The 24,157-nt window shown below is 50.4% G+C and carries 20 protein-coding genes and 1 tRNA gene; 18 read left to right on the top strand and 3 right to left on the bottom strand.

Annotation, left to right across the window (positions count from 1 at the left end; translation table 11 throughout):
• The first annotated feature begins 6 nt into the window (after window positions 1-6).
• The 8 genes from secD (at window position 7) to DW931_RS04860 (ending at window position 11,193) form a co-directional block, all read left to right on the top strand.
• Window positions 7-2,169, top strand: coding sequence for a protein translocase subunit SecD (gene secD / locus DW931_RS04895; protein ID WP_117796027.1), 2,163 nt, complete (start codon window positions 7-9; stop codon window positions 2,167-2,169).
• Between the two features lie 17 nt (window positions 2,170-2,186).
• Window positions 2,187-3,323 (top strand): tRNA guanosine(34) transglycosylase Tgt, encoded by a 1,137-nt coding sequence (gene tgt, locus DW931_RS04890; RefSeq protein ID WP_022359869.1) that lies wholly within the window; start codon window positions 2,187-2,189, stop codon window positions 3,321-3,323.
• A gap of 17 nt (window positions 3,324-3,340) precedes the next feature.
• Window positions 3,341-3,616 (top strand): preprotein translocase subunit YajC, encoded by a 276-nt coding sequence (gene yajC, locus DW931_RS04885; protein ID WP_022359870.1) that lies wholly within the window; start codon window positions 3,341-3,343, stop codon window positions 3,614-3,616.
• 342 nt (window positions 3,617-3,958) lie between these two features.
• Window positions 3,959-5,044, top strand: coding sequence for a 3-isopropylmalate dehydrogenase (gene leuB, locus DW931_RS04880; protein WP_117796026.1), 1,086 nt, complete (start codon window positions 3,959-3,961; stop codon window positions 5,042-5,044).
• A 107-nt stretch (window positions 5,045-5,151) separates the two neighbouring features.
• Window positions 5,152-6,828, top strand: a complete 1,677-nt coding sequence (gene ilvD / locus DW931_RS04875; RefSeq protein WP_107001470.1) for a dihydroxy-acid dehydratase — start codon at window positions 5,152-5,154, stop codon at window positions 6,826-6,828.
• A 238-nt stretch (window positions 6,829-7,066) separates the two neighbouring features.
• Window positions 7,067-8,749, top strand: a complete 1,683-nt coding sequence (ilvB, locus tag DW931_RS04870; protein ID WP_118482351.1) for a biosynthetic-type acetolactate synthase large subunit — start codon at window positions 7,067-7,069, stop codon at window positions 8,747-8,749.
• 54 nt (window positions 8,750-8,803) lie between these two features.
• A complete protein-coding gene (serC, locus tag DW931_RS04865) occupies window positions 8,804-9,889 on the top strand; it encodes a 3-phosphoserine/phosphohydroxythreonine transaminase (protein ID WP_107001472.1) in 1,086 nt (361 codons plus the stop codon).
• A gap of 140 nt (window positions 9,890-10,029) precedes the next feature.
• The gene (locus tag DW931_RS04860; protein WP_022359875.1) at window positions 10,030-11,193 is read left to right on the top strand and encodes a phosphoglycerate dehydrogenase; all 1,164 of its coding nucleotides are present in this window, start codon (window positions 10,030-10,032) and stop codon (window positions 11,191-11,193) included.
• A gap of 199 nt (window positions 11,194-11,392) precedes the next feature.
• Here DW931_RS04860 and DW931_RS16190 read toward each other — a convergent pair whose 3' ends face one another.
• Complete coding sequence (locus tag DW931_RS16190) at window positions 11,393-12,658, bottom strand: M23 family metallopeptidase (RefSeq protein WP_265104164.1); 1,266 nt, start codon at window positions 12,656-12,658, stop codon at window positions 11,393-11,395.
• A gap of 320 nt (window positions 12,659-12,978) precedes the next feature.
• Between DW931_RS16190 and DW931_RS04845 the strand changes: the two genes are divergently transcribed.
• Window positions 12,979-13,428, top strand: a complete 450-nt coding sequence (locus tag DW931_RS04845) for a PaaI family thioesterase (RefSeq protein WP_182429163.1) — start codon at window positions 12,979-12,981, stop codon at window positions 13,426-13,428.
• A 15-nt stretch (window positions 13,429-13,443) separates the two neighbouring features.
• On the opposite strand, the gene DW931_RS04840 is transcribed toward DW931_RS04845, so the two are convergent.
• Window positions 13,444-14,256, bottom strand: coding sequence for an MBL fold metallo-hydrolase (locus DW931_RS04840; protein WP_107001474.1), 813 nt, complete (start codon window positions 14,254-14,256; stop codon window positions 13,444-13,446).
• Window positions 14,257-14,488: 232 nt separating this feature from the next.
• On the opposite strand from DW931_RS04840, the gene DW931_RS04835 reads away from it, so the two are divergent.
• Both DW931_RS04835 and DW931_RS04830 read left to right on the top strand, forming a co-directional pair.
• Window positions 14,489-16,426, top strand: coding sequence for a fructose-1,6-bisphosphatase (locus DW931_RS04835; protein ID WP_118472935.1), 1,938 nt, complete (start codon window positions 14,489-14,491; stop codon window positions 16,424-16,426).
• 90 nt (window positions 16,427-16,516) lie between these two features.
• Window positions 16,517-17,017, top strand: coding sequence for a DUF1700 domain-containing protein (locus DW931_RS04830; RefSeq protein ID WP_107001476.1), 501 nt, complete (start codon window positions 16,517-16,519; stop codon window positions 17,015-17,017).
• 183 nt (window positions 17,018-17,200) lie between these two features.
• On the opposite strand, the gene DW931_RS04825 is transcribed toward DW931_RS04830, so the two are convergent.
• Window positions 17,201-17,273: transfer RNA gene (locus tag DW931_RS04825), tRNA-Gln, on the bottom strand.
• A gap of 282 nt (window positions 17,274-17,555) precedes the next feature.
• Here DW931_RS04825 and DW931_RS04820 point away from each other — a divergent pair.
• The 7 genes from DW931_RS04820 to DW931_RS04790 all read left to right on the top strand — a co-directional run bounded on the left by DW931_RS04820 (window position 17,556) and on the right by DW931_RS04790 (window position 24,015).
• Window positions 17,556-18,272, top strand: a complete 717-nt coding sequence (locus DW931_RS04820; RefSeq protein WP_118293429.1) for an acyl-ACP thioesterase domain-containing protein — start codon at window positions 17,556-17,558, stop codon at window positions 18,270-18,272.
• 135 nt (window positions 18,273-18,407) lie between these two features.
• Window positions 18,408-19,241 (top strand): S1-like domain-containing RNA-binding protein, encoded by an 834-nt coding sequence (locus DW931_RS04815; protein ID WP_118472934.1) that lies wholly within the window; start codon window positions 18,408-18,410, stop codon window positions 19,239-19,241.
• A 21-nt stretch (window positions 19,242-19,262) separates the two neighbouring features.
• A complete protein-coding gene (locus DW931_RS04810) occupies window positions 19,263-19,637 on the top strand; it encodes a RidA family protein (RefSeq protein WP_117796020.1) in 375 nt (124 codons plus the stop codon).
• 293 nt (window positions 19,638-19,930) lie between these two features.
• Window positions 19,931-21,019 (top strand): helix-turn-helix domain-containing protein, encoded by a 1,089-nt coding sequence (locus DW931_RS04805; RefSeq protein ID WP_107001479.1) that lies wholly within the window; start codon window positions 19,931-19,933, stop codon window positions 21,017-21,019.
• A gap of 79 nt (window positions 21,020-21,098) precedes the next feature.
• The gene (gene ftsE, locus DW931_RS04800) at window positions 21,099-21,782 is read left to right on the top strand and encodes a cell division ATP-binding protein FtsE (RefSeq protein WP_117796019.1); all 684 of its coding nucleotides are present in this window, start codon (window positions 21,099-21,101) and stop codon (window positions 21,780-21,782) included.
• The gene (gene ftsX / locus DW931_RS04795) at window positions 21,772-22,680 is read left to right on the top strand and encodes a permease-like cell division protein FtsX (protein WP_117796018.1); all 909 of its coding nucleotides are present in this window, start codon (window positions 21,772-21,774) and stop codon (window positions 22,678-22,680) included. Before ftsE ends, ftsX begins: the two co-directional genes overlap by 11 nt.
• 57 nt (window positions 22,681-22,737) lie before the next feature.
• On the top strand, window positions 22,738-24,015 hold the full coding sequence (locus DW931_RS04790; RefSeq protein WP_118482352.1) for a M23 family metallopeptidase: 1,278 nt from the start codon (window positions 22,738-22,740) through the stop codon (window positions 24,013-24,015).
• Window positions 24,016-24,157: the final 142 nt, after the last annotated feature.

Genomic DNA, 24,157 nt, shown 5'->3' with positions numbered 1-24,157 from the left:
AGAGGAATGAAGAACAAAAAAGGAAAAAGCTTCCTGGGGATGCTGCTCCTTCTGATTGCCATCGGCGTATTCGGCTATTTCGGCTATTCGACGATGAATCAGATCAAGCTGGGTCTTGACCTGGCTGGCGGTGTCAGCATTACCTATCAGGCGAAAGAAGAAAATCCGTCTTCCGAGGATATGGCGGATACGATCTACAAGCTCCAGCAGCGTGTACAGAATTACAGTACCGAGGCGGAGGTTTACCAGGAGGGTAATAACCGTATCAACGTAGATATTCCGGGTGTATCGGATGCCAACGCGATTCTGGAAGAGTTAGGAAAACCGGGTTCCCTGATTTTCGTGGACTCTGAAGGAAATCAGATCCTTGATGGTAAACAGGTTGCCAGCGCGAAAGCCGGCATGACCGAGGATAAGGCGACCGGTTCCAAGGCGTATGTCGTTTCTCTGACCTTTACCGAGGAAGGTAAACAGGCATTTGCTGAGGCGACCACGAATGGCGTCGGAAAACCAATTTATATCATTTATGATAACCAGATTATTTCTGCTCCGACCGTCCGTGAGGCGATCACAGGCGGACAGTGCCAGATCGACGGCATGGCGGATTATGAAGAGGCAAATAATCTTGCGTCCACGATCCGTATCGGTTCCCTGTCCCTGGAGCTGGAAGAGCTGCGTTCCAACGTAGTTGGCGCGAAGCTGGGCCAGGAGGCGATCTCCACCAGCTTAAAGGCAGGTCTGATCGGATTTGCCATTGTCATTGTATTTATGATTGCCGTATATCTGCTTCCGGGTCTGGCTGCATCTCTGGCTCTGTGCCTGTATGTCGGTCTGATCCTGATCCTGTTAGTTGCATTTGAGGTGACTCTGACGCTTCCGGGCGTGGCTGGTATCATCCTGTCGATTGGTATGGCGGTGGATGCGAACGTTATCATTTTCACCCGTATCAAAGAGGAGATCGGTCTGGGAACATCCGTCAAGAATGCGATCAAGGCAGGTTTCGCCAAGGCACTTTCCGCGATCATCGACGGAAACGTAACCACCCTGATTGCGGCAGCGGTTCTGTTCTGGAGAGGTTCCGGTACCGTCAAGGGCTTTGCGGCGACGCTGGCAATCGGTATCGTGCTTTCTATGTTCACGGCGCTGTTTGTAACCAAATTTGCCCTGAACTGCTTCTATGAGATGGGCTTTGAGGATGCGAAATTCTACGGATGCCGCAAGGATATGAAGACGCGTCCGTTCCTGAAATTCCGCAAGCTTTACTTTGCTCTGTCGCTCGTGATCATTCTGGCAGGCGTCGGCAGCATGGTTCACAATCAGTCTTCGATGGGTGTGCCGCTCAACTACAGCATGGAGTTCAGAGGCGGTACTTCTACAAACGTTACCTTTAACGAGGATATGTCTCTGGAAGATATTTCCTCCCAGGTGGTTCCGGTGGTAGAAAAGATTACCGGCGAAGCTGGCACACAGACCCAGAAGGTAGCCGGAAGCAACGAGGTTATCATCAAGACACGTACCCTGAACATGGACGAGCGCGAAGAGTTAAACCAGGCGCTGGCGGATCAGTTTGGTGTGGATAAAGAGAAGATCACAGCCGATAGTATCTCCGGTGCAGTCAGCCAGGAGATGAAGCGCGATGCGATTGTGGCGGTTACGATTGCGACGATCTGCATGTTGATCTACATCTGGTTCCGTTTCAGCAATATCACGTTCGCGGCGGGCGCGGTTCTTGCCCTGATGCACGATGTACTGGTTGTCCTGACCTGCTATGCGATGCTGCGCTGGTCGGTTGGTTCGACGTTCATCGCCTGCATGCTGACGATTGTCGGTTACTCAATCAACGCGACGATCGTTATCTTCGACCGTATCCGTGAGAATATGAAGCTTCTGGGCAATAAAGAGTCCGCTGAGACGATCGTCAACACCAGTATCAGCCAGACCCTGACGCGAAGCATCAACACGACGCTGACGACCTTCGTCATGGTCCTGATTCTTTACATCCTGGGTGTATCTTCCATCCGTGAGTTTGCTCTTCCGCTGATGGTAGGTCTGATCTGCGGTACGTATTCGTCCGTATGCCTGTCCGGCTCTGTCTGGTATGTGCTGAATAAAAAGCGCATGGAGAAGAATGCCAAACCGGCTGGCAAGAAGGCAAAGGCAGAGAAGTAAAAAGTATAGGAAAAAAGATGGAATACAAGATTTTATACAAAGATGGCCGCGCAAAACGCGCGGAAATGAAAACGGTCCACGGAACCATCCAGACGCCTGTTTTCATGAATGTCGGCACGGTGGCGGCGATCAAGGGCGCGGTTTCGACCGATGATCTCCGCACGATCGGCACGCAGGTGGAACTTTCCAATACCTACCACCTCCATGTCCGTACCGGCGACAAGCTGATCCGACAGTTTGGCGGTCTGCACAAATTTATGAACTGGGATCGCCCGATCCTCACGGATTCCGGCGGATTTCAGGTGTTTTCCCTGGCGGGACTGCGGAAGATTAAAGAAGAGGGCGTTTATTTTAACTCCCACATCGATGGTCACAAGATTTTCATGGGACCGGAGGAAAGTATGCAGATTCAGTCCAACTTAGGTTCGACGATCGCGATGGCATTTGATGAGTGCCCGCCGAGTCTTGCCGATCGGGACTATGTACAGAAATCAGTGGAGCGCACGACGCGCTGGCTGGCGCGCTGCAAGGATGAGATGGCACGCCTTAATGCACTGCCGGATACGGTCAACCGGGAACAGCTCCTGTTTGGTATCAATCAGGGTGCGATTTACGAGGATATCCGTATCGAACACGCGAAGGAAATCAGCAAAATGAACCTCGATGGCTATGCGGTCGGAGGTCTGGCAGTTGGCGAGAGCCATGAGGAAATGTATCGGATTCTGGATGCAGTCGTTCCGCACCTGCCGGAGGACAAGCCGACTTATCTTATGGGCGTTGGAACACCGGCAAACATCCTGGAAGCGGTAGACCGGGGCGTCGATTTCTTTGACTGTGTGTACCCGTCCCGGAATGGACGCCACAGCCATGTATACACGAACCATGGCAAATTAAATCTCCTGAACAGCAAATATGAGCTGGATCCGCGCCCAATCGAGGAAGGCTGCGGCTGCCCGGCATGCCGTTCTTACTCCCGCGCATATATCCGCCACCTGTTTAAGGCGAAGGAAATGCTGGGGATGAGATTATGCGTCTTGCATAATTTGTATTTTTATAATAAAATGATGGAAGAGATTCGCGACGCGATCGAACATCACTGTTATGCTGAGTATAAAGCAAAGAAACTTGCAGGCATGATGGGTGAATCGAACTAAAGGAGGAAATATACCACATGAGCAGCACAAGCGGAATGATCGTTTACCTTGTATTTATCATTGCCATCTTCTATTTTATGGCAATCCGTCCACAGTCCAAGGAAAAGAAAAAACAGGCAGAACTGATGGCAACCGTAGCAGTAGGCGACAGCGTTCTGACATCCAGCGGCTTCTACGGCGTGATTATCGATATGACCGATGATACTGTAATCGTAGAGTTCGGAAGCAACAAGAACTGCCGCATCCCGATGCGTAAGGATGCAATCGTTCAGGTTGAGAAACCGGAAGTCTAAGAAGAACGGTAAGAAAGTGAGAGGATCGCAGCTCCCGATGGGGGCGGCGGTCCTTTTTTTGTGTAACAGGAAATTCCTTGGAATTCCCTATTACACAAAAAGGCACTAACGTGCCAATGATGCGCCCTCGCGCGAAGCAGAAACATGTCGCAAGCGACCGCGCTCGGCGCGAGAATGTGCCAAGGCACATTCTTTTTTATTTTACAGATAACCCCAGGTTATAGAATAAATTCCAAATTACTATATGGGGAATACCGGTTTTCCTTCGTCAGAAGATTGCAAAATAGGACGGAATCCGATATGATAAAAAGTAACCGTTTGAAACAAGGGAGGTATTTTATTATGAATTGCAATATTACTGTGATTCCGGGCGACGGAATCGGACCGGAGATTGTGAGAGAGGCATGCGGCGTGCTGGACAAGGTGGGCGCCGTCTACGGTCATACATTTAATTATACAAAAATCCTGATGGGCGGCTGTTCCATCGACGAGTACGGCGTACCGCTGACCGATGAGGCACTGGAGACCGCGAAAAAGAGTGATTCCGTCCTGCTCGGTGCAGTCGGCGGCAACGTGGGAAATTCCCGCTGGTACGATGTAGCTCCGAACCTGCGTCCGGAGGCCGGTCTTCTTGCCATCCGTAAAGGTCTGGGACTGTTCGCGAATATCCGCCCGGCATACCTCTACAAAGAGCTGGCAGATGCCTGCCCGTTAAAGAAAGAGATCATCGGCGACGGCTTCGATATGGTTATCATGCGTGAGCTGACCGGCGGTCTGTACTTCGGTGACCGTTACACGAAGGAGATTGATGGCGTGACGACCGCGGTAGATACCCTGACCTACAATGAAAATGAGATCCGCCGGATCGCAATCAAGGCATTCGATATCGCGATGAAGCGCCGCAAGAGCGTTATTAGCGTCGATAAGGCAAACGTACTGGATTCCTCCCGCCTGTGGAGAAAGGTAGTCGAGGAAGTTGCTAAAGATTATCCGGAAGTTACCCTGACCCATATGCTGGTTGATAACTGCGCGATGCAGCTTGTCATGAATCCGGGACAGTTCGACGTGATCCTGACTGAGAACATGTTTGGCGATATCCTTTCTGACGAGGCAAGCATGATTACCGGCTCCATCGGTATGCTGTCTTCAGCCAGCTTAAACGAGGGCAAATTTGGTCTCTACGAGCCGAGCCACGGTTCCGCACCGGACATTGCGGGCAAGGACATCGCAAACCCGATCGCAACTATTCTTTCCGCAGCGATGATGCTCCGCTATTCCTTCGATCTGGATAAGGAAGCAAAAGCCATCGAGGATGCCGTACAGCAGGTACTGACCGAGGGCTACCGTACCGTGGATATCATGGCGGATGGCTGCAAGCAGGTTGGAACCGTTGAGATGGGCAGGCTGATCTGTGAGAGAATTAAATAGAAAGATTGCAAAAATTCCATAAATGCGATAAAATCAAAGATAAACGTAAAAACCGCCCCTGTCACCAGGGGCGGAGGTCGTCGAAAGAGATAGAAGGAGACGAAAAGATGAAAAGTGATGCAGTAAGAAAAGGGATGCAGCAGGCACCTCACCGTTCTTTGTTTAATGCACTCGGTATGACGGAAGAGGAGATGAACAAACCTCTCGTCGGTATCGTAAGTTCTTATAATGAGATTGTTCCGGGACACATGAACCTGGACAAGATTGTAAATGCCGTGAAGCTGGGTGTAGCGATGGCTGGCGGCACACCGGTTGTATTTCCGGCGATCGCAGTCTGTGATGGTATCGCTATGGGACATGTCGGCATGAAATATTCTCTGGTTACCCGTGATCTGATCGCAGATTCCACCGAATGTATGGCGCTGGCACATCAGTTCGATGCGCTGGTTATGGTTCCAAACTGTGATAAAAACGTACCGGGACTTCTGATGGCAGCAGCCCGCGTCAATGTACCGACTGTATTTGTCAGCGGCGGTCCGATGTTAGCCGGTCATGTAAAGGGACAGAAGAGAAGTCTTTCCAGCATGTTCGAGGCAGTTGGTTCCTACGCAGCAGGCACCATGACGGAAGAAGATGTGAAAGAATTCGAATGTAAGGTCTGCCCGACCTGCGGTTCCTGTTCCGGTATGTACACCGCCAACAGCATGAACTGCTTAACAGAGGTACTCGGCATGGGCCTTCAGGGCAACGGTACGATCCCGGCAGTTTACTCCGAGCGAATCAAACTGGCAAAACACGCTGGTATGAAGGTTATGGAGATGTATGAGAAAAACATCCGTCCGAGAGATATTATGACAGAAAAGGCATTTTTAAATGCACTGACCGTGGATATGGCACTCGGATGTTCTACCAACAGTATGCTGCATCTTCCGGCGATTGCACATGAGGCAGGCGTAGACCTGAACATGGAGCTGGTCAATGAGATGAGCAAGCGCACCCCGAACCTGTGCCATCTGGCACCGGCAGGTCCGACCTATATGGAGGATCTGAACGAGGCAGGCGGCGTGTATGCGGTTATGAATGAGCTGTCCAAGAAGAACCTTCTGAATCTGGACTGCATGACCGTAACCGGCAAGACCGTTGGCGAGAATATCAAGGGCTGTGTCAACAAGAATCCGGAGGTTATCCGCCCGATCGACAATCCGTACAGCCAGACTGGCGGTATCGCGATCCTGAAAGGAAACCTGGCACCGGATACAGGCGTTGTAAAACGTTCTGCCGTTGCACCGGAGATGCTGGTACATCAGGGACCGGCGCGTGTGTTTGACTGTGAGGAAGACGCGATTGCAGCGATCAAGGGCGGCAAGATCGTGGCTGGCGATGTTGTTGTCATCCGTTACGAGGGACCGAAGGGCGGTCCGGGCATGCGTGAGATGCTGAACCCGACTTCTGCCATCGCAGGTATGGGACTTGGTTCCAGCGTAGCTCTGATCACAGACGGACGTTTCTCCGGCGCATCCAGAGGTGCATCCATCGGACACGTTTCTCCGGAGGCGGCAGTCGGCGGACCGATCGCGCTGGTTGAGGAAGGCGATATTATTTCCATCGATATCAATAATAACTCCCTGAACGTACTCGTATCCGACGAGGAGCTGGCAGAGAGAAGAAAGAAATGGCAGCCGAGAGAACCGAAGGTTACGACCGGATACCTGGCACGTTACGCAGCGCTTGTAACGAGCGGAAACCGGGGCGCAATCCTGGAGGTTCCGAAGACACAGAAGTAATCATTGCGGGCTTCAGACAGGTGCTTTTGAGACGGAAAGTACTGCTTGTGCCAAAAGGCAGTGGATGGGACGATTTATCAGGCTGCCCCTACGGAGAACTTGACAGCGCGACAGACGCTTTCGGAAGCTTTGCGGGGATATGTACTCTCGGAGTTTTTCAGCCCCGCTTTTGCGGTTGATGAAAGCCCGGGAGTATATGCATTTAAAATGGTTTAAGGAAGGAAAGCAGGTTAGACAGATGAAGACATTGACAGGAGCAGAGATTGTCATTGAATGCTTGAAAGAGCAGGGGGTAGACACGGTGTTCGGTTATCCGGGCGGCGCGATCCTCAACATTTATGATGCACTTTATAAACACAAGGATGAAATCACCCATATTTTGACCTCTCATGAACAGGGAGCGTCCCACGCGGCAGACGGCTACGCGAGAGCAACCGGTAAGGTCGGTGTGTGTATGGCGACATCCGGTCCGGGAGCTACAAACCTGGTTACGGGTATTGCAACGGCTAACCTGGATTCCATTCCGATGGTAGCCATCACCTGTAATGTAACGACAGGGCTTCTTGGAAAAGACAGCTTCCAGGAGATCGACATTCTGGGTGTTACCATGCCGATCACGAAATATAATTTTATCGTAAAGGATGTCACGAAGCTGGCAGATGTGATCCGTCGTGCGTTCGTGATTGCTAAGAGTGGCCGTCCGGGTCCGGTTTTGGTGGATATCACCAAGGATGTGACGGCAGCGGCCTGCGAGTACGAGCCGAAGGAACCGCAGCCGATCGAGCGCGAGACAGAGCTGATCCGTGAGGAAGACATGGAAAAGGCGATCGAGATGATCAAGGCGGCGAGAAAACCGTTTATTTTTGTCGGCGGCGGTGCAGTGGCATCGGATGCTGCCAATGAATTAAGTGCATTTGCACATAAAATTCAGGCGCCGGTGGGTGACAGCCTGATGGGTAAAGGTGCATTTGACGGAACCGATGTCCTTTATACCGGTATGATCGGTATGCACGGAACCAAGACATCCAACCTCGGTGTGGCAGAGTGCGATCTGCTGATCGTTGTAGGCGCGCGTTTCAGTGACCGTGTTGTGGGCGATCCGAACCATTTCGCAGCCAATGCAAAGATTTTACACATAGATATCGATCCGGCGGAGATCAACAAAAACATCCAGACCGATGCGAGCATTATTGGTGATGTCAAGATTATTCTGCGTAAGCTAAACGCGCGTCTGGATCCGATGAACCATGACGAGTGGCTGAGCCACATTGAGCGTCTGAAAGATATGTACCCGCTCCGCTACAACAAGGAAGTTCTGACCGGTCCGTATATCATGGAAGAGATCTACAAGGTAACCGGCGGCGATGCGATCATCTGTACCGATGTCGGACAGCATCAGATGTGGGCGGCACAGTATTATAAATACAAACGTCCGAGACAGCTTCTGACCTCCGGCGGTCTGGGCACGATGGGCTACGGTCTGGGCGCAGCGATTGGTGCGAAGATGGGCTGCAAGGATAAGACGGTTATCAATATTGCCGGAGACGGCTGTTTCCGTATGAACATGAACGAGATTGCGACGGCAACCCGCTACAACATTCCGGTTATCGAGGTTGTATTTAACAACCATGTTCTGGGTATGGTGCGCCAGTGGCAGACCCTGTTCTATGGAAAACGCTATTCCCAGACGGAGCTTTACGATCAGATGGATTTCGTCAAGGTGGCAGAGGGCATGGGCGCGAAAGCATACCGTATCACGAAGAAAGAGGATGTGGAGCCGGTGCTGCGCGAGGCGATCAGCTTAAATATCCCGGTTATGATCGAGTGCCAGATCGGCAGCGATGACAAGGTATTCCCGATGGTTCCGGCTGGAAAACCCATCGAGGAAGCGTTTGATGAGATTGACTTACGCATCGAATAGTTGTAAAATGGGGGCAATTATCACATTTTTGTGTAAGACAGGAGGAGATTTATTATGAGCAGAGTCTATAACTTTTCGGCAGGTCCGGCAGTACTTCCGGAGGAGGTACTGAGAGAGGCAGCGGCAGAGATGCTGGATTACCAGGGCAGCGGCATGTCCGTCATGGAGATGAGCCACCGCTCCAAGGATTTCCAGGCCATCATTGATGATGCAGAGAAGGATCTGCGCGAATTGATGCAGATTCCGGACAATTACAAAGTATTATTCGTACAGGGCGGCGGCAATATGCAGTTCGCCATGGTTCCGATGAACCTGTTCAAAAATAAGGTGGGGGATTACATCATCACCGGACAGTGGGCAAAGAAAGCATATCAGGAGGCAAAGATGTTTGGTACCGCCAACGCGATTGCATCCAGCGCTGACAAGACCTTTTCCTACATCCCGGATTGTTCGGACCTTCCAGTGGATGAGGACGCAGATTACGTGTATATCTGCTTAAATAACACTATTTACGGAACCGTATACCACGAGCTTCCGAACACCAAGGGCAAGACACTGGTAGCAGACATCTCCTCCTGTTTCCTGTCAGAGCCGCTCGATGTGAGTAAGTTTGGTATTCTCTGGGGCGGTGTCCAGAAGAACGTAGGTCCGGCTGGTATGGCGATCGTCATCATCCGCGAGGATCTGATCACTGAGGATGTTCTTCCGGGAACACCAACCATGCTGCGCTACAAAACATACGCAGACAATGACTCTCTGTACAACACACCGCCTACATACACCATCTATATGTGCGGCAAGGTATTTAAATGGCTCAAGAAAATGGGCGGTTTAAGTGCCATGAAGGAGCGCAACGAGAAGAAGGCGAAGATTCTTTACGATTTCCTCGATGAGAGCAAGCTCTTCAAGGGAACCGTTGAGAAAAAAGACCGTTCCCTGATGAACGTACCGTTCGTCACCGGCGATGCAGATCTGGATGCCCTGTTTGTCAAGGAAGCCAAAGAGGCAGGTTTTGTGAACTTAAAAGGTCACCGTACCGTCGGCGGTATGCGTGCCAGCATCTACAATGCAATGCCGATCGAGGGCGTTGAGAAATTAGTTGCTTTCATGCGCGAATTTGAGAAAAAACATACAAATTAATCAATTTTAAAATTTATGCCATTGCTGCGGCGAAAGGGAGGGGGAATCCGTTCCTTTCTGCTGCAGCAGTGGACTTTTTAAAACAAAAACAGCCCGCGTATGGGAAGATTTGAAATTTTGAAAGAAAAGAGAGTTAAAAAATGAGAAAAATCCATTGCCTGAACCCGATTTCCAAGCTGGGAACCGGTTTACTGACCGAAAATTATGAGATGACTGACAACCTGGCGGAGGCAGAGGGCATTCTGGTCCGCAGTGCTGCCATGCATGATCTGGAACTTCCGAAGGGACTGCGTGCTGTTGCACGTGCCGGAGCGGGCGTCAACAACATTCCGCTTGACAAGTGTGCGGAGGCTGGTGTTGTCGTATTCAATACACCGGGCGCCAATGCAAACGGTGTCAAAGAGCTGGTGCTGGCTGGCATGTTGCTGGGAGCCAGAGACGTAGTCGGCGGCATCGACTGGTGCAAGGAGCAGAAGGACAATGAAAATATCTCCAAAGATATGGAGAAGGCGAAAAAGAAATTTGCCGGTCATGAGATCCGCGGCAAAAAGCTTGGTGTTATCGGACTGGGCGCCATCGGCGCAGAGGTTGCAAACGCAGCTGCAGCGCTCGGCATGGAAGTATACGGCTATGACCCGTTTATTTCTGTCAAAGCAGCGTGGATGCTTTCCAGAGACGTAAAGCACATCACATCGGTTGATACGATCTATCAGGAATGCGATTACATCACCGTTCATGTACCGCTGCTTGACAGCACCCGCCAGATGATCAACAAAGACAGCCTGGGACAGATGAAGGACGGTGTGGTTATCTTAAACTTTGCGCGTGACCTTCTGGTAAATGACGACGATATGGCAGAGGCGCTGGCTTCCGGTCGTGTAAAACGCTATATCACCGATTTCCCGAATGCAAAAGTAATGCAGATGCCGAACGTCATCGCAACCCCACATCTGGGCGCATCCACAGAAGAATCCGAGGATAACTGTGCCGTGATGGCAGTCAAAGAGCTGATGGATTACCTGGACAATGGTAATATCAAGAATTCCGTCAACTTTCCGAATTGCGATATGGGCGTGTGCACAACCGTAGGTCGTCTTGCACTTCTTCATAAGAACGTGCCGAACATGATCGGACAGATTTCCTCGATCCTGGCATCGACTGACATGAACATCGCAAACATGACGAACAAGAGCCGTGATAAATACGCTTATACGCTGGTTGATCTGGAGACCAAGGCAGACGCGGCGACGATTGAGAAGCTGAAAGCTATTCAGGGTATGATGCGCGTGCGTGTGATCAAATAATAAGTTTTATTGAAAACAGCCGGAGAAAGTGCGGTTTTGGGTGCACCTTTTCCGGCTGTATTTTTATGGATTGCAGAATGTTTTTATTGAAGAATCTCTGCATGGCTTTTTAACGTGATAATTATATGTATATATTGGTGAGAAACTGTCAGTGGCGGGTTATATTAAGCGACAGGATTGACTTGGTAAGAAAACTTTGTCATGGGGTGGAAAATTGATCGATACTAGGATCTTTCATTTCATAAACACGCGTCCATTCTTTGGTGCCTTCTTTCTTGACGGTCTCGGAGCGGTTTATCGCCAGAAAACGGATCAGTTCATAGCAGTCAATCCAGATTTCGTTGTTTCCTTCTTTCTGGGATTCGTCAAAAATGAGCTGCAATCCGAAATGCAGGTGCGGTTCAGCGATGTTGTTGGTGTTTTCAGTGCTGCTGTAGCCGGTGTGCCCGAGATAACCGATCACGTCCCCGGCGGTGACGAGACTGCCCTCTTTCAGATTTGACTGGTAGGGGTAGTCTTTGCGTAAATGTGCATAATAGTAGTATCGTTTCCCGTCAAAGCTGCGGATGCCGATGCGCCAGCCGCCGTACTGGTTCCAGCCGAGCGCCTCGACGCGCCCGGATTCCACAGCAATCACAGGCGTTCCCGTCTGCCCCATCATATCATGCCCGAGATGCCGTCTCCGGTAACCGTAGCTGCGGGAGACACCGAAATCGTCATAGTGGCTGTAGGGAAAGTTTTTCGCCAGTGGGAGAAACGCTTTCAGACCATATTTGGTAACCCAGACTTTTTCCTCACCGGAGGGAGTCAGGGGGACAGCGTCGGGATCGGAGAGAGTGGGGGCTGGGGTTTCGAGAGAAGTTTGTGTGTTGGATGAGGCTGAAGTTTCTGGTGAAGCTTGACTGGCTGAGTCGATTGTGTCTGTACCAGTTGTGGTTGCTGTTGTTGTTGGTGGTGTCGTTGCGTAGGAGGTATTGGCAGCCGGATCCCCTTCCTGTATCTGCGCGTCCGCCAGTGCAAAAGCCGGTGCTTCCGATTTCGGAATCTCAATTTCATACAGTCCGACCATTCCATCCAGAACCGCGCCGTAAGCCTCACGATAATAGGCAAAAGAGGTCATATTTTTCGTCAATTCTTCCACTGTAACGCCATTTTGGAGCTGTTCGGCAGCTTCCGTCATATCGGACGCCTGATAATGTGAAAAATCGCCCCCGTAGCGCGCCCCCAGGTAGGCGAGCAGATCGACCCAGTTCAGATGGAGATCCTGCTGGCAGGTATCAACATCATAGCGGAACGCCTGTGTCATGGCGTCGGCGGTTACATCGAAATCCACCCAGCGGATAAAATGTTCCGACGCATTCCCGACCGTGACCTGACGGCTGTTCGGACGCTGGAAGGACCAGCTGACAAAGAGCGCCGCAATGGCGCAGATTTCCAGTGCAATGATAACAGAACTTCGTTTCAAGACAGATCCCTCCTGTGCGATAGTATTTAAATGCGAAGCCACGGCAAATTCCGTTACTGGGCACGTATGCGTGAACAATAACATTTTTGCAATCTGATAAGATTGTATGAGAGGATGGGAGAAAGTATGAGTCCATCTTTGGAAAAATTATGAGAAAAAGCGTTTGAGGCGAGGAAAAAGGATGGGCTGATTCAGGCAAACAGATTATACAAACAGATTATATCAGAGAGAAAAGTGATAGAAAAAATAGAAGAAAATAATAGATGACCTGCAGAGAAATAAAAAAGAGAGTAAATCATATATACAAGGAGGTACATGAAATGGAAAAGAAGGAAGAAAAGAAAAAGCCGTCCGGCTCATTCTCAGAAGTCTGGGAGAAGCGCGGACAGGAGACGGATGCAGCCAATGATTTCCGGAAGAAAATCGAGATGGAGATTACCGAGGCACGCCCGGGCTATGCAGTTGGAGAGATTGTATTGAAACCGTGGCATATGAATATCTTAGGTATCGTGCACGGCGGCGTCCTGTATTCATTGGCGGATACCGTGGGCGGCACCGCAGCGATGACCGGGCGCGACTACGCAGTCCCGACCGTGGATGGCACGATCCATTATCTGAAAGCTGGAAAAAACACATCCAAAATCATCGCCCGGGCGCAGGAAATACAGAATGGTTATGCATTTTCGGTGTGCGAATGCAAGATTTATGATGATAAGGAGACGCTGCTGACGTCGGCGACGATGACGTATTATCATTTGAGGAAGAGGTAGAGCTGCAAGATACAATCACAGCTCTATCACACTCCCATCCTCCGGTACCAGCAAATCCCCATGATAATAGGCTTCCCCTTCAGCGCGGTACAAAGCAGCGCGTTCCGGATAAGTCTTATCTTCAGTGTGCCACAGAATCAAATGCCGCGCACCGAGGCGTTCGGCGAGTTCGCAGGCATCTTTGACGGTGCTGTGGTGTTTTTCATAAGGGGAGAAGATTTCCCGGTCGCGGTAGAGGCAGAAGGCTTCGTGGAAAAGCCAGTCGGCGCCTTTGGCAAATTCTTCGCAGAGCGGGTTCAGCGGTTCGTCGCCCGGGCAGCAGACGATCTTGCCGTCCGGCAGCACAGCGCGGAAGCCGAACTGGCGCGCCTTGGTCGAATGAATGTCAAAGAAGGTGACCTCCATATCGAGAATCTGCCGGGTTTCTCGGTCAGAAATCGGGATGAGCTGGATCGGATCGCCGATCAGGTCGCAGAATTTCTTCTGGAGTGTCAGGCGGCAGAAGGTCTGAATCGTGTCGATCAGGCCGTCGTGGCAGTAAATATGAAAAATTCCCTCATAATTTCCCTTTTTGATGGCAGTGCCAATCATCCGGATCATCCAGATCACGCCGAGAATGTGGTCGGTGTGTTCGTGTGTCACGAAGAGATGATGGATGCGGTTTAATGGAACCTGCATTTCTTCCAGAATCCGCAGGATGCCATTGCCGCCGCCGGCGTCTGTCATGAAATATTCCTCGCCGGAGCGGATGGCGAAGCAGGTATTATAATAACGTGTCATCGTGGCGTTGCCGGTGCCAAACACGTAGAGAGTGTGTGGTTCTGTCATGAATGTTCCTCCTGTATTTATGTATGGAAAAAAATGTTTCTGTTCACGGGTAGGCACTTTAGGAACTGAAAGTGCCGAAAATATATTTTGACCCTGATCTGAATCTATGCTACTATAAATCTATCAAAAAGGCAAATGCAATGTAGATAATGTGCTGTTTACCCAAAGCGAGCGCGACGATAACGAGTCACGACAATATCCGGGCAGACAGCGCAGTTTGGGAGCTGATAACATGAGGGATTTAGCATATTTGAAGCTGCTTTCGCGGGAGTATCCGAATATCCGGGCGGCGGCGAGTGATATTATTAATTTACAGGCAATCTGTGGACTTCCGAAGGGCACGGAATATTTTTTCAGTGACCTGCACGGTGAGCATGAGGCGTTTATTTATCTGCTCCGCAGTTCGTCGGGTATTATCCGGGAGAAGATCCGCGAGACATTTGGACATATTATTTCGGAGGAGGACGAGGTACGGCTGGCGAACCTTATCTATTATCCGGAAAAAATGATCAATCAGATCAAACAGGCGAACGAATACACGGAGGACTGGCAGAAGACGGCGGTCTACCGTCTGGTGCAGATCTGCCGGGAGGTTTCGTCGAAATACACCCGTTCCAAGGTAAGAAAAAAGATGCCGAGGGAATTTTCGGGTGTGATCGATGAGCTTTTATATGTCGATAATACCGATGACAATAAGACGGAGTATTACAGCGAACTTATCAATACCCTGATTGACGTCCGGGTGGCGGACAGCTTTATTGTCGTGATCTGCAGCCTGATCCGGAGTCTGACGATCGATAATCTTCATATCCTGGGCGATATATTTGACCGTGGTCCGAGACCGGATATCATTCTGGAGGAACTGATGCATTTCCATGATGTGGATATCCAGTGGGGCAATCATGATATTTCGTGGATGGGCGCGGCGACGGGCAACCGGGCGTGTATCTGCAATGTTTTGCGTATGGCGCTCGGTTACAATGGATTTGATGTATTGGAGGACGGCTACGGAATTAACCTGCGCCCGCTGTCGATGTTTGCGGAGCGCGTGTACCGGGACGATCCGTGTACCTGTTTTCTGCCGCAGATTCTTGACAAAAATATTTACGATGCAGTGGATCCGAAGCTGGCGGCGAAGATGCACAAGGCGATCGCGGTGTTACAGTATAAGGAAGAGGGGCAGATCATCAAGCGCCATCCGGAGTACGGGATGGAAGAGCGGATACTTCTGTCAGCGATTCGTTATGACCGCGGCACGGTCACGATCGATGGAAAAGAGTATCCGATGCGCGACATGAATTTCCCGACGGTGGATCCGGCGGATCCGCTGCGGCTGACGGACGAAGAGGAAGAGCTGCTTCACACGCTGGAGCTGTCGTTCCGCCACAATGCGCGGCTGCATGAGCATGTCCGTTTCCTATATTCCAACGGAAGCATGTATAAATGCTGCAATTCCAACCTGCTCTATCACGGCTGTATCCCGATGACGGAGAATCGGGAATTTGACGGTCTGATGGTGGGCGGCAAGATGTACCGCGGCAAGGAATTGATGGATTTTATTGACACACAGGTTAAAAATGCCTATTTTCTTCCAGAGGACGCGCCGGAGAAGGAGGCGTGCCGCGATTTTATGTGGTATCTGTGGAATGGTGCGAAATCGCCGGTATTTGGAAAGGACAAAAACCGCAGCTTTGAGCATTATTTCATCGAGGATCCGGAAGTGATGAGAGAGACGATGAACCCGTATTACCAGCTCAGTGAGGAAGAAGAGACCTGCGATATGATTTTGAAGGAATTTGGACTTCCGACGAAGGGCTCGCATATCATCAACGGGCATATGCCGGTGAAGATTAAGAGTGGAGAGACACCGATCCGGGCTGGCGGCAAGCTCTTCATCATTGACGGCGGGCTGTCGAAAGCCTACCAGGAGCGGACGGGAATCGCCGGATATACGTTGATTTTCAATTCGCACCATCTCGCGCTTGCGGAACACAAGCCATTTGACCCGGAGCGCGAGCGGACGCCGAAGGTATATATTGTGGAGAAAATGCAGAAGCGCATCACAGTGGCGGATACCGATGAGGGCAAGGAGCTGGCGGGCCGCATCGAGGATCTGAAAGAGCTCTTGAAAGCGTACCGGAGCGGACTTTTGAAAGAGCGCATACGCTGAGGCAGTTGAAAGGGACGGGAACTGGAAGCTTGTTTCTTTCGGCTGGGTGAAACGGGAGAAACGGGACGGTTTGAGGAATAAGGAGACAAGATGAGAAAGACAGAGTTTTTACAGGAGCTTCGGGAGGCGCTGGACGGCGAGGTTTCGGCTTCAGTCATCCAGAGCAACATAAGCTATTACGATCAGTATATCAGCCAGGAGGCGGCGAAAGGGCGCCGGGAGGAAGAAGTGATCGAGGAGATCGGCAGCCCACGCCTGATTGCGAAAACCATTATCGACAGCAGCGAGGGCGCCGGGGAGACCGGCCAGGGCGGTTCGTACACTTCGGGAGACGCTGCCGGGAGCGGGCGCACAGCGTCCTCCTACAACGGCGGTTTTTCGGAGCGGGACGACAGCGGTCTGCCGCCGAACTTCCATTACATCGATTTGAACAAATGGTACTGGAAGGTGATTCTCAGCGTGGTGGTTATTGCGATCTTATTTGTGCTGTTTGCACTGGTCGGAGGTATTTTTACCATCCTGATTCATCTGGCGGGGCCGATTCTTCTGATTTGGCTGATCTATACAGTTATTAAGAGTATTTGGAAATAGAAAAGAACCCCTGCCGCCGGCTGTGAGGGATGACCGGAGCGGGGGTTCTTTTCTTGTTTTTTCGCAAACATATGGAGGTTTATTGAGTTGAAAAATGTTGTATTATGGAACATTTCAGAGGGAGTTTCCATAATACAAAAAAAGCACTTGTCATGCCGTCTTTGGCAAACAAATGCTTTTTAGCTGGGCTACAAGGATTCGAACCTTGAAAATGACGGAGTCAGAGTCCGTTGCCTTACCATTTGGCGATAGCCCAATGAATTGAACGATTTATATTATACTGTAAGGAAACAGATTCGTCAACTATTTTTTTCGCTTTTTTGATAATTTTTTTGTTTGGGCGGCTGCTGTGGCAGAAACCGCGCCATGCGTCCGGCAAATTCTGCAATATTCTGGGTCTGTAAGTAGACAACGTGGTTCGAATCGGATATAATGAGTTTCATGACAGAATGTTAAGGCAGTATAGGACGAAACGGCAGATGGCGGATGCGCGGAGATGGTGCGGAGAGCCGGAAGACGGAAAGGAAAAGAGAGCGATATGTATACATTTGACAGCCGGGTCCGGTACAGTGAGACGGATGAAGAGGGAAATCTTTCTGTGGTGGGAATCATGAATTATCTTCAGGATTGTTCGACGTTCCAGTCGGAGGATCTGAAACTCGGGATTTCCTATCTGAATGAGGAAAAACGGGCGTGGTGGCTGAGCGGATGGCAGATAGAGATTCTCAGACAGCCGCATTTTGGCGAGCGGATCCGTATTTCGACCTGGCCGTATGGGTTTAAGGGAATCTATGGCTACCGGAATTTCACGATCGAGGATGAGATGGGAAACCCGCTGGTGCGGGCGGATTCGACCTGGTTTTACTACGATCTGGAAAAAGGATGCCCGGTGCGGGTGCCGGAAAGCCAGTTGGAGGGCTACCAGATTGAAGATAAACCGCTTGCAATGCCGCCAGCGCCGAAGAAAATCCGCCTGCCTGAGACGTATGAGACGGCGGCGCCGGTCACGGTGGAACGCCATCATCTCGATACGAACCGGCATGTGAACAATGCACAGTATGTGGCGATTGCGCGTGAATTGCTGCCTGTGGACTTTGCACTCGGAGAACTGCGAGTGGAGTACCGGAAGGCGGCAGTGCTTGGGAATGTGATGTACCCGAAACTGGCGCAGGTGCCGGAAGGATACGTGGTATCGCTGCAGGATGCGGAAGGTCAGGTGTATGCGAATTTGTGGCTGGCAAGGACTGGTTTGTAAAGAGTTTGTATGTAGCAGTGAAGAAACTGAATCATTGCAGCCGAAGAAAGATTCGGCGTGGATTGTCTGCCAGTGAATGAAAAATGCAACCGTTAAATAAAAAAAGAGATCGGCAGAAAAGAGAGGACGAATGACATGATTGAACTGGGAAGAGTACAGGAACTGATGGTAGTGCGGGAGAAAAACTTCGGCGTGTATCTGGGACAGAAGAAAGATGATGCGGCGGCGGTCCTGCTTCCGAAGAAACAGGTGCCGGAGGGCACAAAAGTGGGCGATAAGCTCAAGGTATTTATTTATAAAGATTCCGAGGATCGCCTGATTGCGACGACCTCGATGCCGAAGCTGGAACTGGGCGGGACGGCGGTTTTGAAGGTCAAGGATGTATCGAAGATCGGCGCCTTTCTCGATATGGGGCTGGAAAAAGATCTGCTGCTCCCGTTTAAAGAGCAGGTATATCCGGTTCGCGCCGGGGAAGAGTGCCTGGTAGCGTTGTATATCGATAAGAGTGGTCGTCTGGCGGCGACGATGAAGGTATATTCGTATCTTTGCAGCGATGCACCGTACAGGAAGGACGAGTGGACCGAGGGGCGAGTCTATGAGATCAATGAAAATCTGGGCGTGTTCGTGGCAGTGGCAGACCACTATTTCGGTCTGATTCCGAACCGTGAGCTGTATGGAAAATGCCGCCTGGGCGAGGTTTTAAAGGTACGCGTGACGAAGGTGCGCGAGGATGGAAAACTGGATTTGAGCCTGCGCGAGGTGGCGTATCGTCAGATGAATGCGGATGCCGAGGCGGTGCTGGCACGTCTGAAAGAAAAAAACGGCGTTCTTCCGTTCAATGACCGCGTGGAGCCGGAGATTATCCGCCGCGAATTTAATTTAAGCAAAAACGCGTTCAAGCGTGCGGTTGGACACCTTTTAAAAGAAGGAAAAGTAGAAGTAAACGAAGATTCTATCCGTTTAAAATAAAAGACAAAGGAGAGATTTGGCATGAAGAAAGTAATCAGCACAACCAATGCACCGGCAGCGATCGGTCCGTATTCCCAGGCAATCGAGGTAAATGGAATGGTATTTGCATCCGGTCAGATTCCGGTCAATCCGGCAAACGGCGAGATCCCGGAGGGAATCGAGGCTCAGGCAGAGCAGGTTTTAACCAATGTAAAGAATCTTTTGGCGGCAGCAGGCGCTTCCATGGAGCAGGTTGTAAAGACCACCGTATTTATCCAGAACATGGATGATTTCGGAAAGGTAAATGAAATCTATGCGAAATATTTCGAGGGCGCATGCCCGGCACGTTCCTGCGTCGAGGTATCTAAGCTTCCGAAGGGTGTACTGATGGAGATGGAAGCGATCGCAGCAAAATAAGAATGAATCGCATATTTGGAAAATTTCGCCGGAAAAACAAGTTCCAGTTTGTGAAAATCCCGGCGTGTGAGGGCAAAATGACGAAAAAATTCACTTTTTTTCGTCCGCCCTCTTTTTTTTTTCGTCACTTTGCTTTAAAATAGAGAGAAAGATCCGTCCAAGATTCAGAGAGAAAACGGTTATGGTCCACAGGCACAGATTGCCGGAGGGGTAACAAACGGGTTTGGGGGATGACAGGTTGGAAGACCCGGAAACACAGCTGGACGGAGGATAAAAGAAAAGGAGAGAGGAATATGATTTCGAACCAGATACTCCAGACAAACATCGAGGGGTTAAAGGGAATTACGCGTGTCGATCTCTGTATCTGTGATACGGAAGGCAAGGTGCTGGCATCCACATTTACTGGCGCTGAAGAATATGAGAGTGCAATTCTGGCTTTCGTAGACTCTCCGGCGGACAGTCAGGTGATACAGGGATATCAGTTTTTCAAGGTGTTTGACGATCACCAGTTAGAATATATACTTCTTGCCAAGGGCGGAAGCGACGACGTATACATGGTCGGCAAGATGGCGGCATTTCAGGTTCAAAACCTCCTGGTAGCTTACAAGGAGCGCTTTGACAAGGACAATTTTATCAAGAACCTGCTGCTTGACAACCTGCTTCTGGTTGACATTTATAACCGTGCGAAGAAGCTGCACATCGAGACGAACGTCAAGCGGATCGTATTTATCATCGAGACGCAGCATGAGAAGGATGTGAATGCGCTTGAGACCGTCCGCAGCCTGTTCTCGACCAAGACGAAGGATTTCATCACAGCAGTGGATGAGAAGAACATTATTCTGGTCAAGGAAGTGAAGCCGGGCGAGACTTATGACGATCTGGAAAAGACAGCCACATCCATCGTAGATATGCTCAATACCGAGTCCTTGACGCGTGTCAGCGTGGCATTCGGTACGATTGTCAACGAGATCAAGGACGTATCGCGTTCTTATAAAGAGGCGAAGATGGCGCTGGATGTAGGAAAGATTTTCTACAGCAGCAAAAATGTGGTCGCATACAGCAAGCTGGGAATCGGACGTCTGATCTATCAGCTGCCGCTGCCGCTGTGCCGGATGTTTATCAAGGAAATTTTTGATGGCAAATCGCCGGATGAGTTTGATGAGGAGACTCTTACGACAATCAACAAGTTCTTCGAGAACAGCCTGAACGTATCTGAGACTTCCCGACAGCTTTACATCCATCGCAATACACTGGTATACCGTCTGGATAAGCTCCAGAAGAGCACGGGATTGGATCTGCGGGTGTTTGAGGATGCGATCACATTTAAGATTGCCCTAATGGTTGTAAAATATATGAAATACATGGAAAACCTGGATTATTAAGCCAAATTGCTGTGGCGGGGAGGAAGATTGCCTTTGCCGCAGCAATTTCATTTGGAGAATTGAAAAAGAGGATTTACGCATGATAGAGGTTAAAAATCTCACCAAGACGTACAAGACGGGGAATAAAGCTTTAAAGGGAATCAATATTCAGATTCAGGACGGCGAGTTTGTTTTCATCATGGGACGAAGCGGTTCCGGCAAATCGACGCTTTTAAAGCTTCTTTTGAAAGAGCTGGAGCCGACTTCTGGTCAGATTATCGTCAACGATATGGATCTGGAAAAGATGCCGGGACGCTACATCCCGAAGTACCGCAGACGGCTGGGAATGGTGTTTCAGGATTTCCGTCTGTTGAAGGATAAGACGGTATATGAAAATGTCGCGTTTGCACAGCGGGTCATCGGCGTATCGTCCCGTGAGATCAAGAAAAATGTGCCGGAAATGCTCCGGCTGGTGGGGCTTTCTTCAAAATATAAAGCATACCCGAACCAGCTCTCGGGCGGCGAGCAGCAGCGTGTTGCGATTGCCCGTGCGCTGATCAACTCGCCGGAGATACTTCTGGCGGACGAGCCGACGGGAAACCTGGACGTACATAATTCCATGGAGATCATGGAGCTTTTGGAGGAGATAAACCGGCGCGGGACGACGGTGCTTGTGGTAACGCACAGCCGGGAGATCGTAGCGGAGATGGGAAAACGTGTGATCACGCTGACGCGCGGCGTGCTGACGGGAGATCAAAAAGGCGGTATCTGGCATGAGAATTAGTACATTGATTTACTGCACCAAGGAGGGCATGCGTAATATCATCCGGAATATCTGGTTTTCACTGGCGTCGGTGGCGATTATTTCGGCATGTATTTTCCTGTTCTGTATGTTTTTTGGCTTGATTGCCAACGTACAGTATATGGTGCGGAATGCAGAATCTACAGTAGGAATCACGATTTTCTTCAATGAAGATATAAGTGAGGATGAGATACAGAAAATCGGGGATGAGATACGCGCCCGCGATGAGGTCAAGGAAGCAAAGTATGTTTCTGCCGAGGAGGCATGGGAGAGCTTTAAGAAAGAATATTTTAAGGGAGTCGAGGATCTGGCAGAGGGATTTGCGGATGACAACCCGTTAGCCGGTTCGGCGTCCTATGAGATCTATTTGAAAGACATTGACATGCAGGATGACATGGTTGCATGGCTTGGCACGGTGCAGGGGATCCGGAAGATCAATTATTCGAGCGATACGGCGTCCGGGCTTTCAAGCTTCAACAAGATGCTGGGACTTTTGTCGGGGGTGATCATCGCTATTCTGCTGGCAGTTGCTATCTTCCTTATCAGCAATACGATCACGACGGCAGCTGCATTTAGACGGGAGGAAAACCGGATCATGCGCCTGATCGGTGCGACGAATTTCATGATCCGTGCGCCGTTCGTTGTACAGGGTGTGATGATCGGTCTGGTCGGCGCGCTGATTCCGCTGGCGATCACGTATTTTCTGTACCGCCAGGCGGTTGTATATATGATGGAACGGTTTGATATCTTGTCGAACCTGATTGAATTTATCCCGATTCAGACCATTTTCCCGAGCATGGTAGCCGTGGCGATGGCGCTGGGCGTGGGAATCGGTTTTGTCGGAAGCTTCTTTACGATCCGCAGACATTTAAAGGTGTAAGAAACATTGGCGGCTGCTGTGGGGGCAGCGGGAATTTGCGGTAAAAAGGATGAGAATATGAAAAAACAGGGATTGAAAGTGCGTGCGGCTCTGTTTCTTGTGATGGCGGCGCTGGCGTCTTCCCCAGTGCTGACCTCGGTGGCGGCAGCGACGAAAAAGGATGTAAGCAGTGCCAAGGATAAGAAAAGCACCCTGAAACAGGAGAAAAAGAAAACCGAGGAGGCGATCAAAAGCCTTCAGGGGCTGAAAAGTAACACCGAGAGCTATGTCAAGGAGCTGGACACAAAGATGAATGATCTGCAGTCGCAGGTCACGAAGCTGGAAAATAATATTTCCAGCAAGCAGAAAAGCATCGATGAGACGGCGGTAAAGCTGGAGGAAGCGCAGAAAACCGAAGAAAAGCAGTATGCTTCGATGAAAATGCGTATCAAATATATGTATGAGAAGGGCGACAGCAGCTACTTAAATCTGCTTCTGGAAGCCCGTTCGCTCTCGGAGCTTTTAAACCGGGCAGAGTATGTTTCAAAGATTTCGGAATATGACCGGAAGATGCTCGACCAGTATGTGGCGACGAAAGAGTCCATCGCGGACAGCAAAAAAAAGCTGGAGACGGAGAAAGCGGAGCTGCAGGACATGAAGACGCAGACGGAGGCAAAGCAGGATTCGGTCCAGCTTCTCCTGAATGAGAAAAATAAAGAGCTTCAGAACGTCAACGCGCAGATCGGCGAGAAATCAGCGCAGGCGAAAGCGTATGAGGACGATATCAAGGCGCAGGAAGCCAAGATCGCGCAGATGGAGGCGGAGATTAAGAAGAAGGAAGCGGAAGAGGCGGCGAAAAAAGCGGCGGAGGAAGCAGCCAGAAAAGCCGCAGCAGCGGGAAAGACGAATAATTCGACCGGGAAAGGGAATACTGGCAGTACGACTACCACTTCGACGGGAAGTTCTTCGCTGCGCTGGCCGTGCCCTGCAAGCGGACGCATTACATCTGGATACGGAAACCGTAAATCACCGACGGCGGGCGCGTCCTCGAACCATAAGGGCATTGATATCAGCGCTTCGACCGGCAGCAGCATCGTGGCAGCCGACGGAGGAACGGTTTCGATTGCAACCTACAGCTATTCGGCTGGAAATTATGTTGTGATCAACCATGGAAATGGACTTTCAACCGTGTATATGCACTGTTCCCAGCTTCTGGTATCGGCAGGGGATACGGTAAAAGCCGGACAGACGATCGCGAAGGTAGGTTCGACCGGATATTCGACAGGTTCTCATCTGCATTTTGCAGTCCGCAAGAACGGAAGTTATGTAAACCCTTCGAGCTATGTAAGTCCGTAGTGCGGAAAGTATCAGGTGGCTGCAAAAGATGAAATCCGGGTAACTGTTCAGTAGGTCTGCGCATTTACTGCGCTGACCGTACGAAAACATGGACCAGCAGGAAAAAATCCCATTGCCGTAGGCAATTTTTGATGGATTTTTG

Source organism: Clostridium sp. AM43-3BH (genome assembly GCF_003479985.1).
In the GTDB taxonomy this organism is placed as follows: domain Bacteria; phylum Bacillota; class Clostridia; order Lachnospirales; family Lachnospiraceae; genus Otoolea; species Otoolea fessa.
Note: the sequence above shows the minus strand (reverse complement) of the source record. Positions and strands in the feature narration are given on the sequence as shown.

What these genes read in the sequence shown, in the direction of transcription:
- secD (WP_117796027.1), top strand. Translation starts at nt 7, where the DNA reads ATGAAGAACAAAAAAGGAAAAAGCTTCCTGGGGATGCTGCTCCTTCTG.
- tgt (WP_022359869.1), top strand. Translation starts at nt 2,187, where the DNA reads ATGGAATACAAGATTTTATACAAAGATGGCCGCGCAAAACGCGCGGAA.
- yajC (WP_022359870.1), top strand. Translation starts at nt 3,341, where the DNA reads ATGAGCAGCACAAGCGGAATGATCGTTTACCTTGTATTTATCATTGCC.
- leuB (WP_117796026.1), top strand. Translation starts at nt 3,959, where the DNA reads ATGAATTGCAATATTACTGTGATTCCGGGCGACGGAATCGGACCGGAG.
- ilvD (WP_107001470.1), top strand. Translation starts at nt 5,152, where the DNA reads ATGAAAAGTGATGCAGTAAGAAAAGGGATGCAGCAGGCACCTCACCGT.
- ilvB (WP_118482351.1), top strand. Translation starts at nt 7,067, where the DNA reads ATGAAGACATTGACAGGAGCAGAGATTGTCATTGAATGCTTGAAAGAG.
- serC (WP_107001472.1), top strand. Translation starts at nt 8,804, where the DNA reads ATGAGCAGAGTCTATAACTTTTCGGCAGGTCCGGCAGTACTTCCGGAG.
- DW931_RS04860 (WP_022359875.1), top strand. Translation starts at nt 10,030, where the DNA reads ATGAGAAAAATCCATTGCCTGAACCCGATTTCCAAGCTGGGAACCGGT.
- DW931_RS04845 (WP_182429163.1), top strand. Translation starts at nt 12,979, where the DNA reads ATGGAAAAGAAGGAAGAAAAGAAAAAGCCGTCCGGCTCATTCTCAGAA.
- DW931_RS04840 (WP_107001474.1), bottom strand. Translation starts at nt 14,256, where the DNA reads ATGACAGAACCACACACTCTCTACGTGTTTGGCACCGGCAACGCCACG.
- DW931_RS04835 (WP_118472935.1), top strand. Translation starts at nt 14,489, where the DNA reads ATGAGGGATTTAGCATATTTGAAGCTGCTTTCGCGGGAGTATCCGAAT.
- DW931_RS04830 (WP_107001476.1), top strand. Translation starts at nt 16,517, where the DNA reads ATGAGAAAGACAGAGTTTTTACAGGAGCTTCGGGAGGCGCTGGACGGC.
- DW931_RS04820 (WP_118293429.1), top strand. Translation starts at nt 17,556, where the DNA reads ATGTATACATTTGACAGCCGGGTCCGGTACAGTGAGACGGATGAAGAG.
- DW931_RS04815 (WP_118472934.1), top strand. Translation starts at nt 18,408, where the DNA reads ATGATTGAACTGGGAAGAGTACAGGAACTGATGGTAGTGCGGGAGAAA.
- DW931_RS04810 (WP_117796020.1), top strand. Translation starts at nt 19,263, where the DNA reads ATGAAGAAAGTAATCAGCACAACCAATGCACCGGCAGCGATCGGTCCG.
- DW931_RS04805 (WP_107001479.1), top strand. Translation starts at nt 19,931, where the DNA reads ATGATTTCGAACCAGATACTCCAGACAAACATCGAGGGGTTAAAGGGA.
- ftsE (WP_117796019.1), top strand. Translation starts at nt 21,099, where the DNA reads ATGATAGAGGTTAAAAATCTCACCAAGACGTACAAGACGGGGAATAAA.
- ftsX (WP_117796018.1), top strand. Translation starts at nt 21,772, where the DNA reads ATGAGAATTAGTACATTGATTTACTGCACCAAGGAGGGCATGCGTAAT.
- DW931_RS04790 (WP_118482352.1), top strand. Translation starts at nt 22,738, where the DNA reads ATGAAAAAACAGGGATTGAAAGTGCGTGCGGCTCTGTTTCTTGTGATG.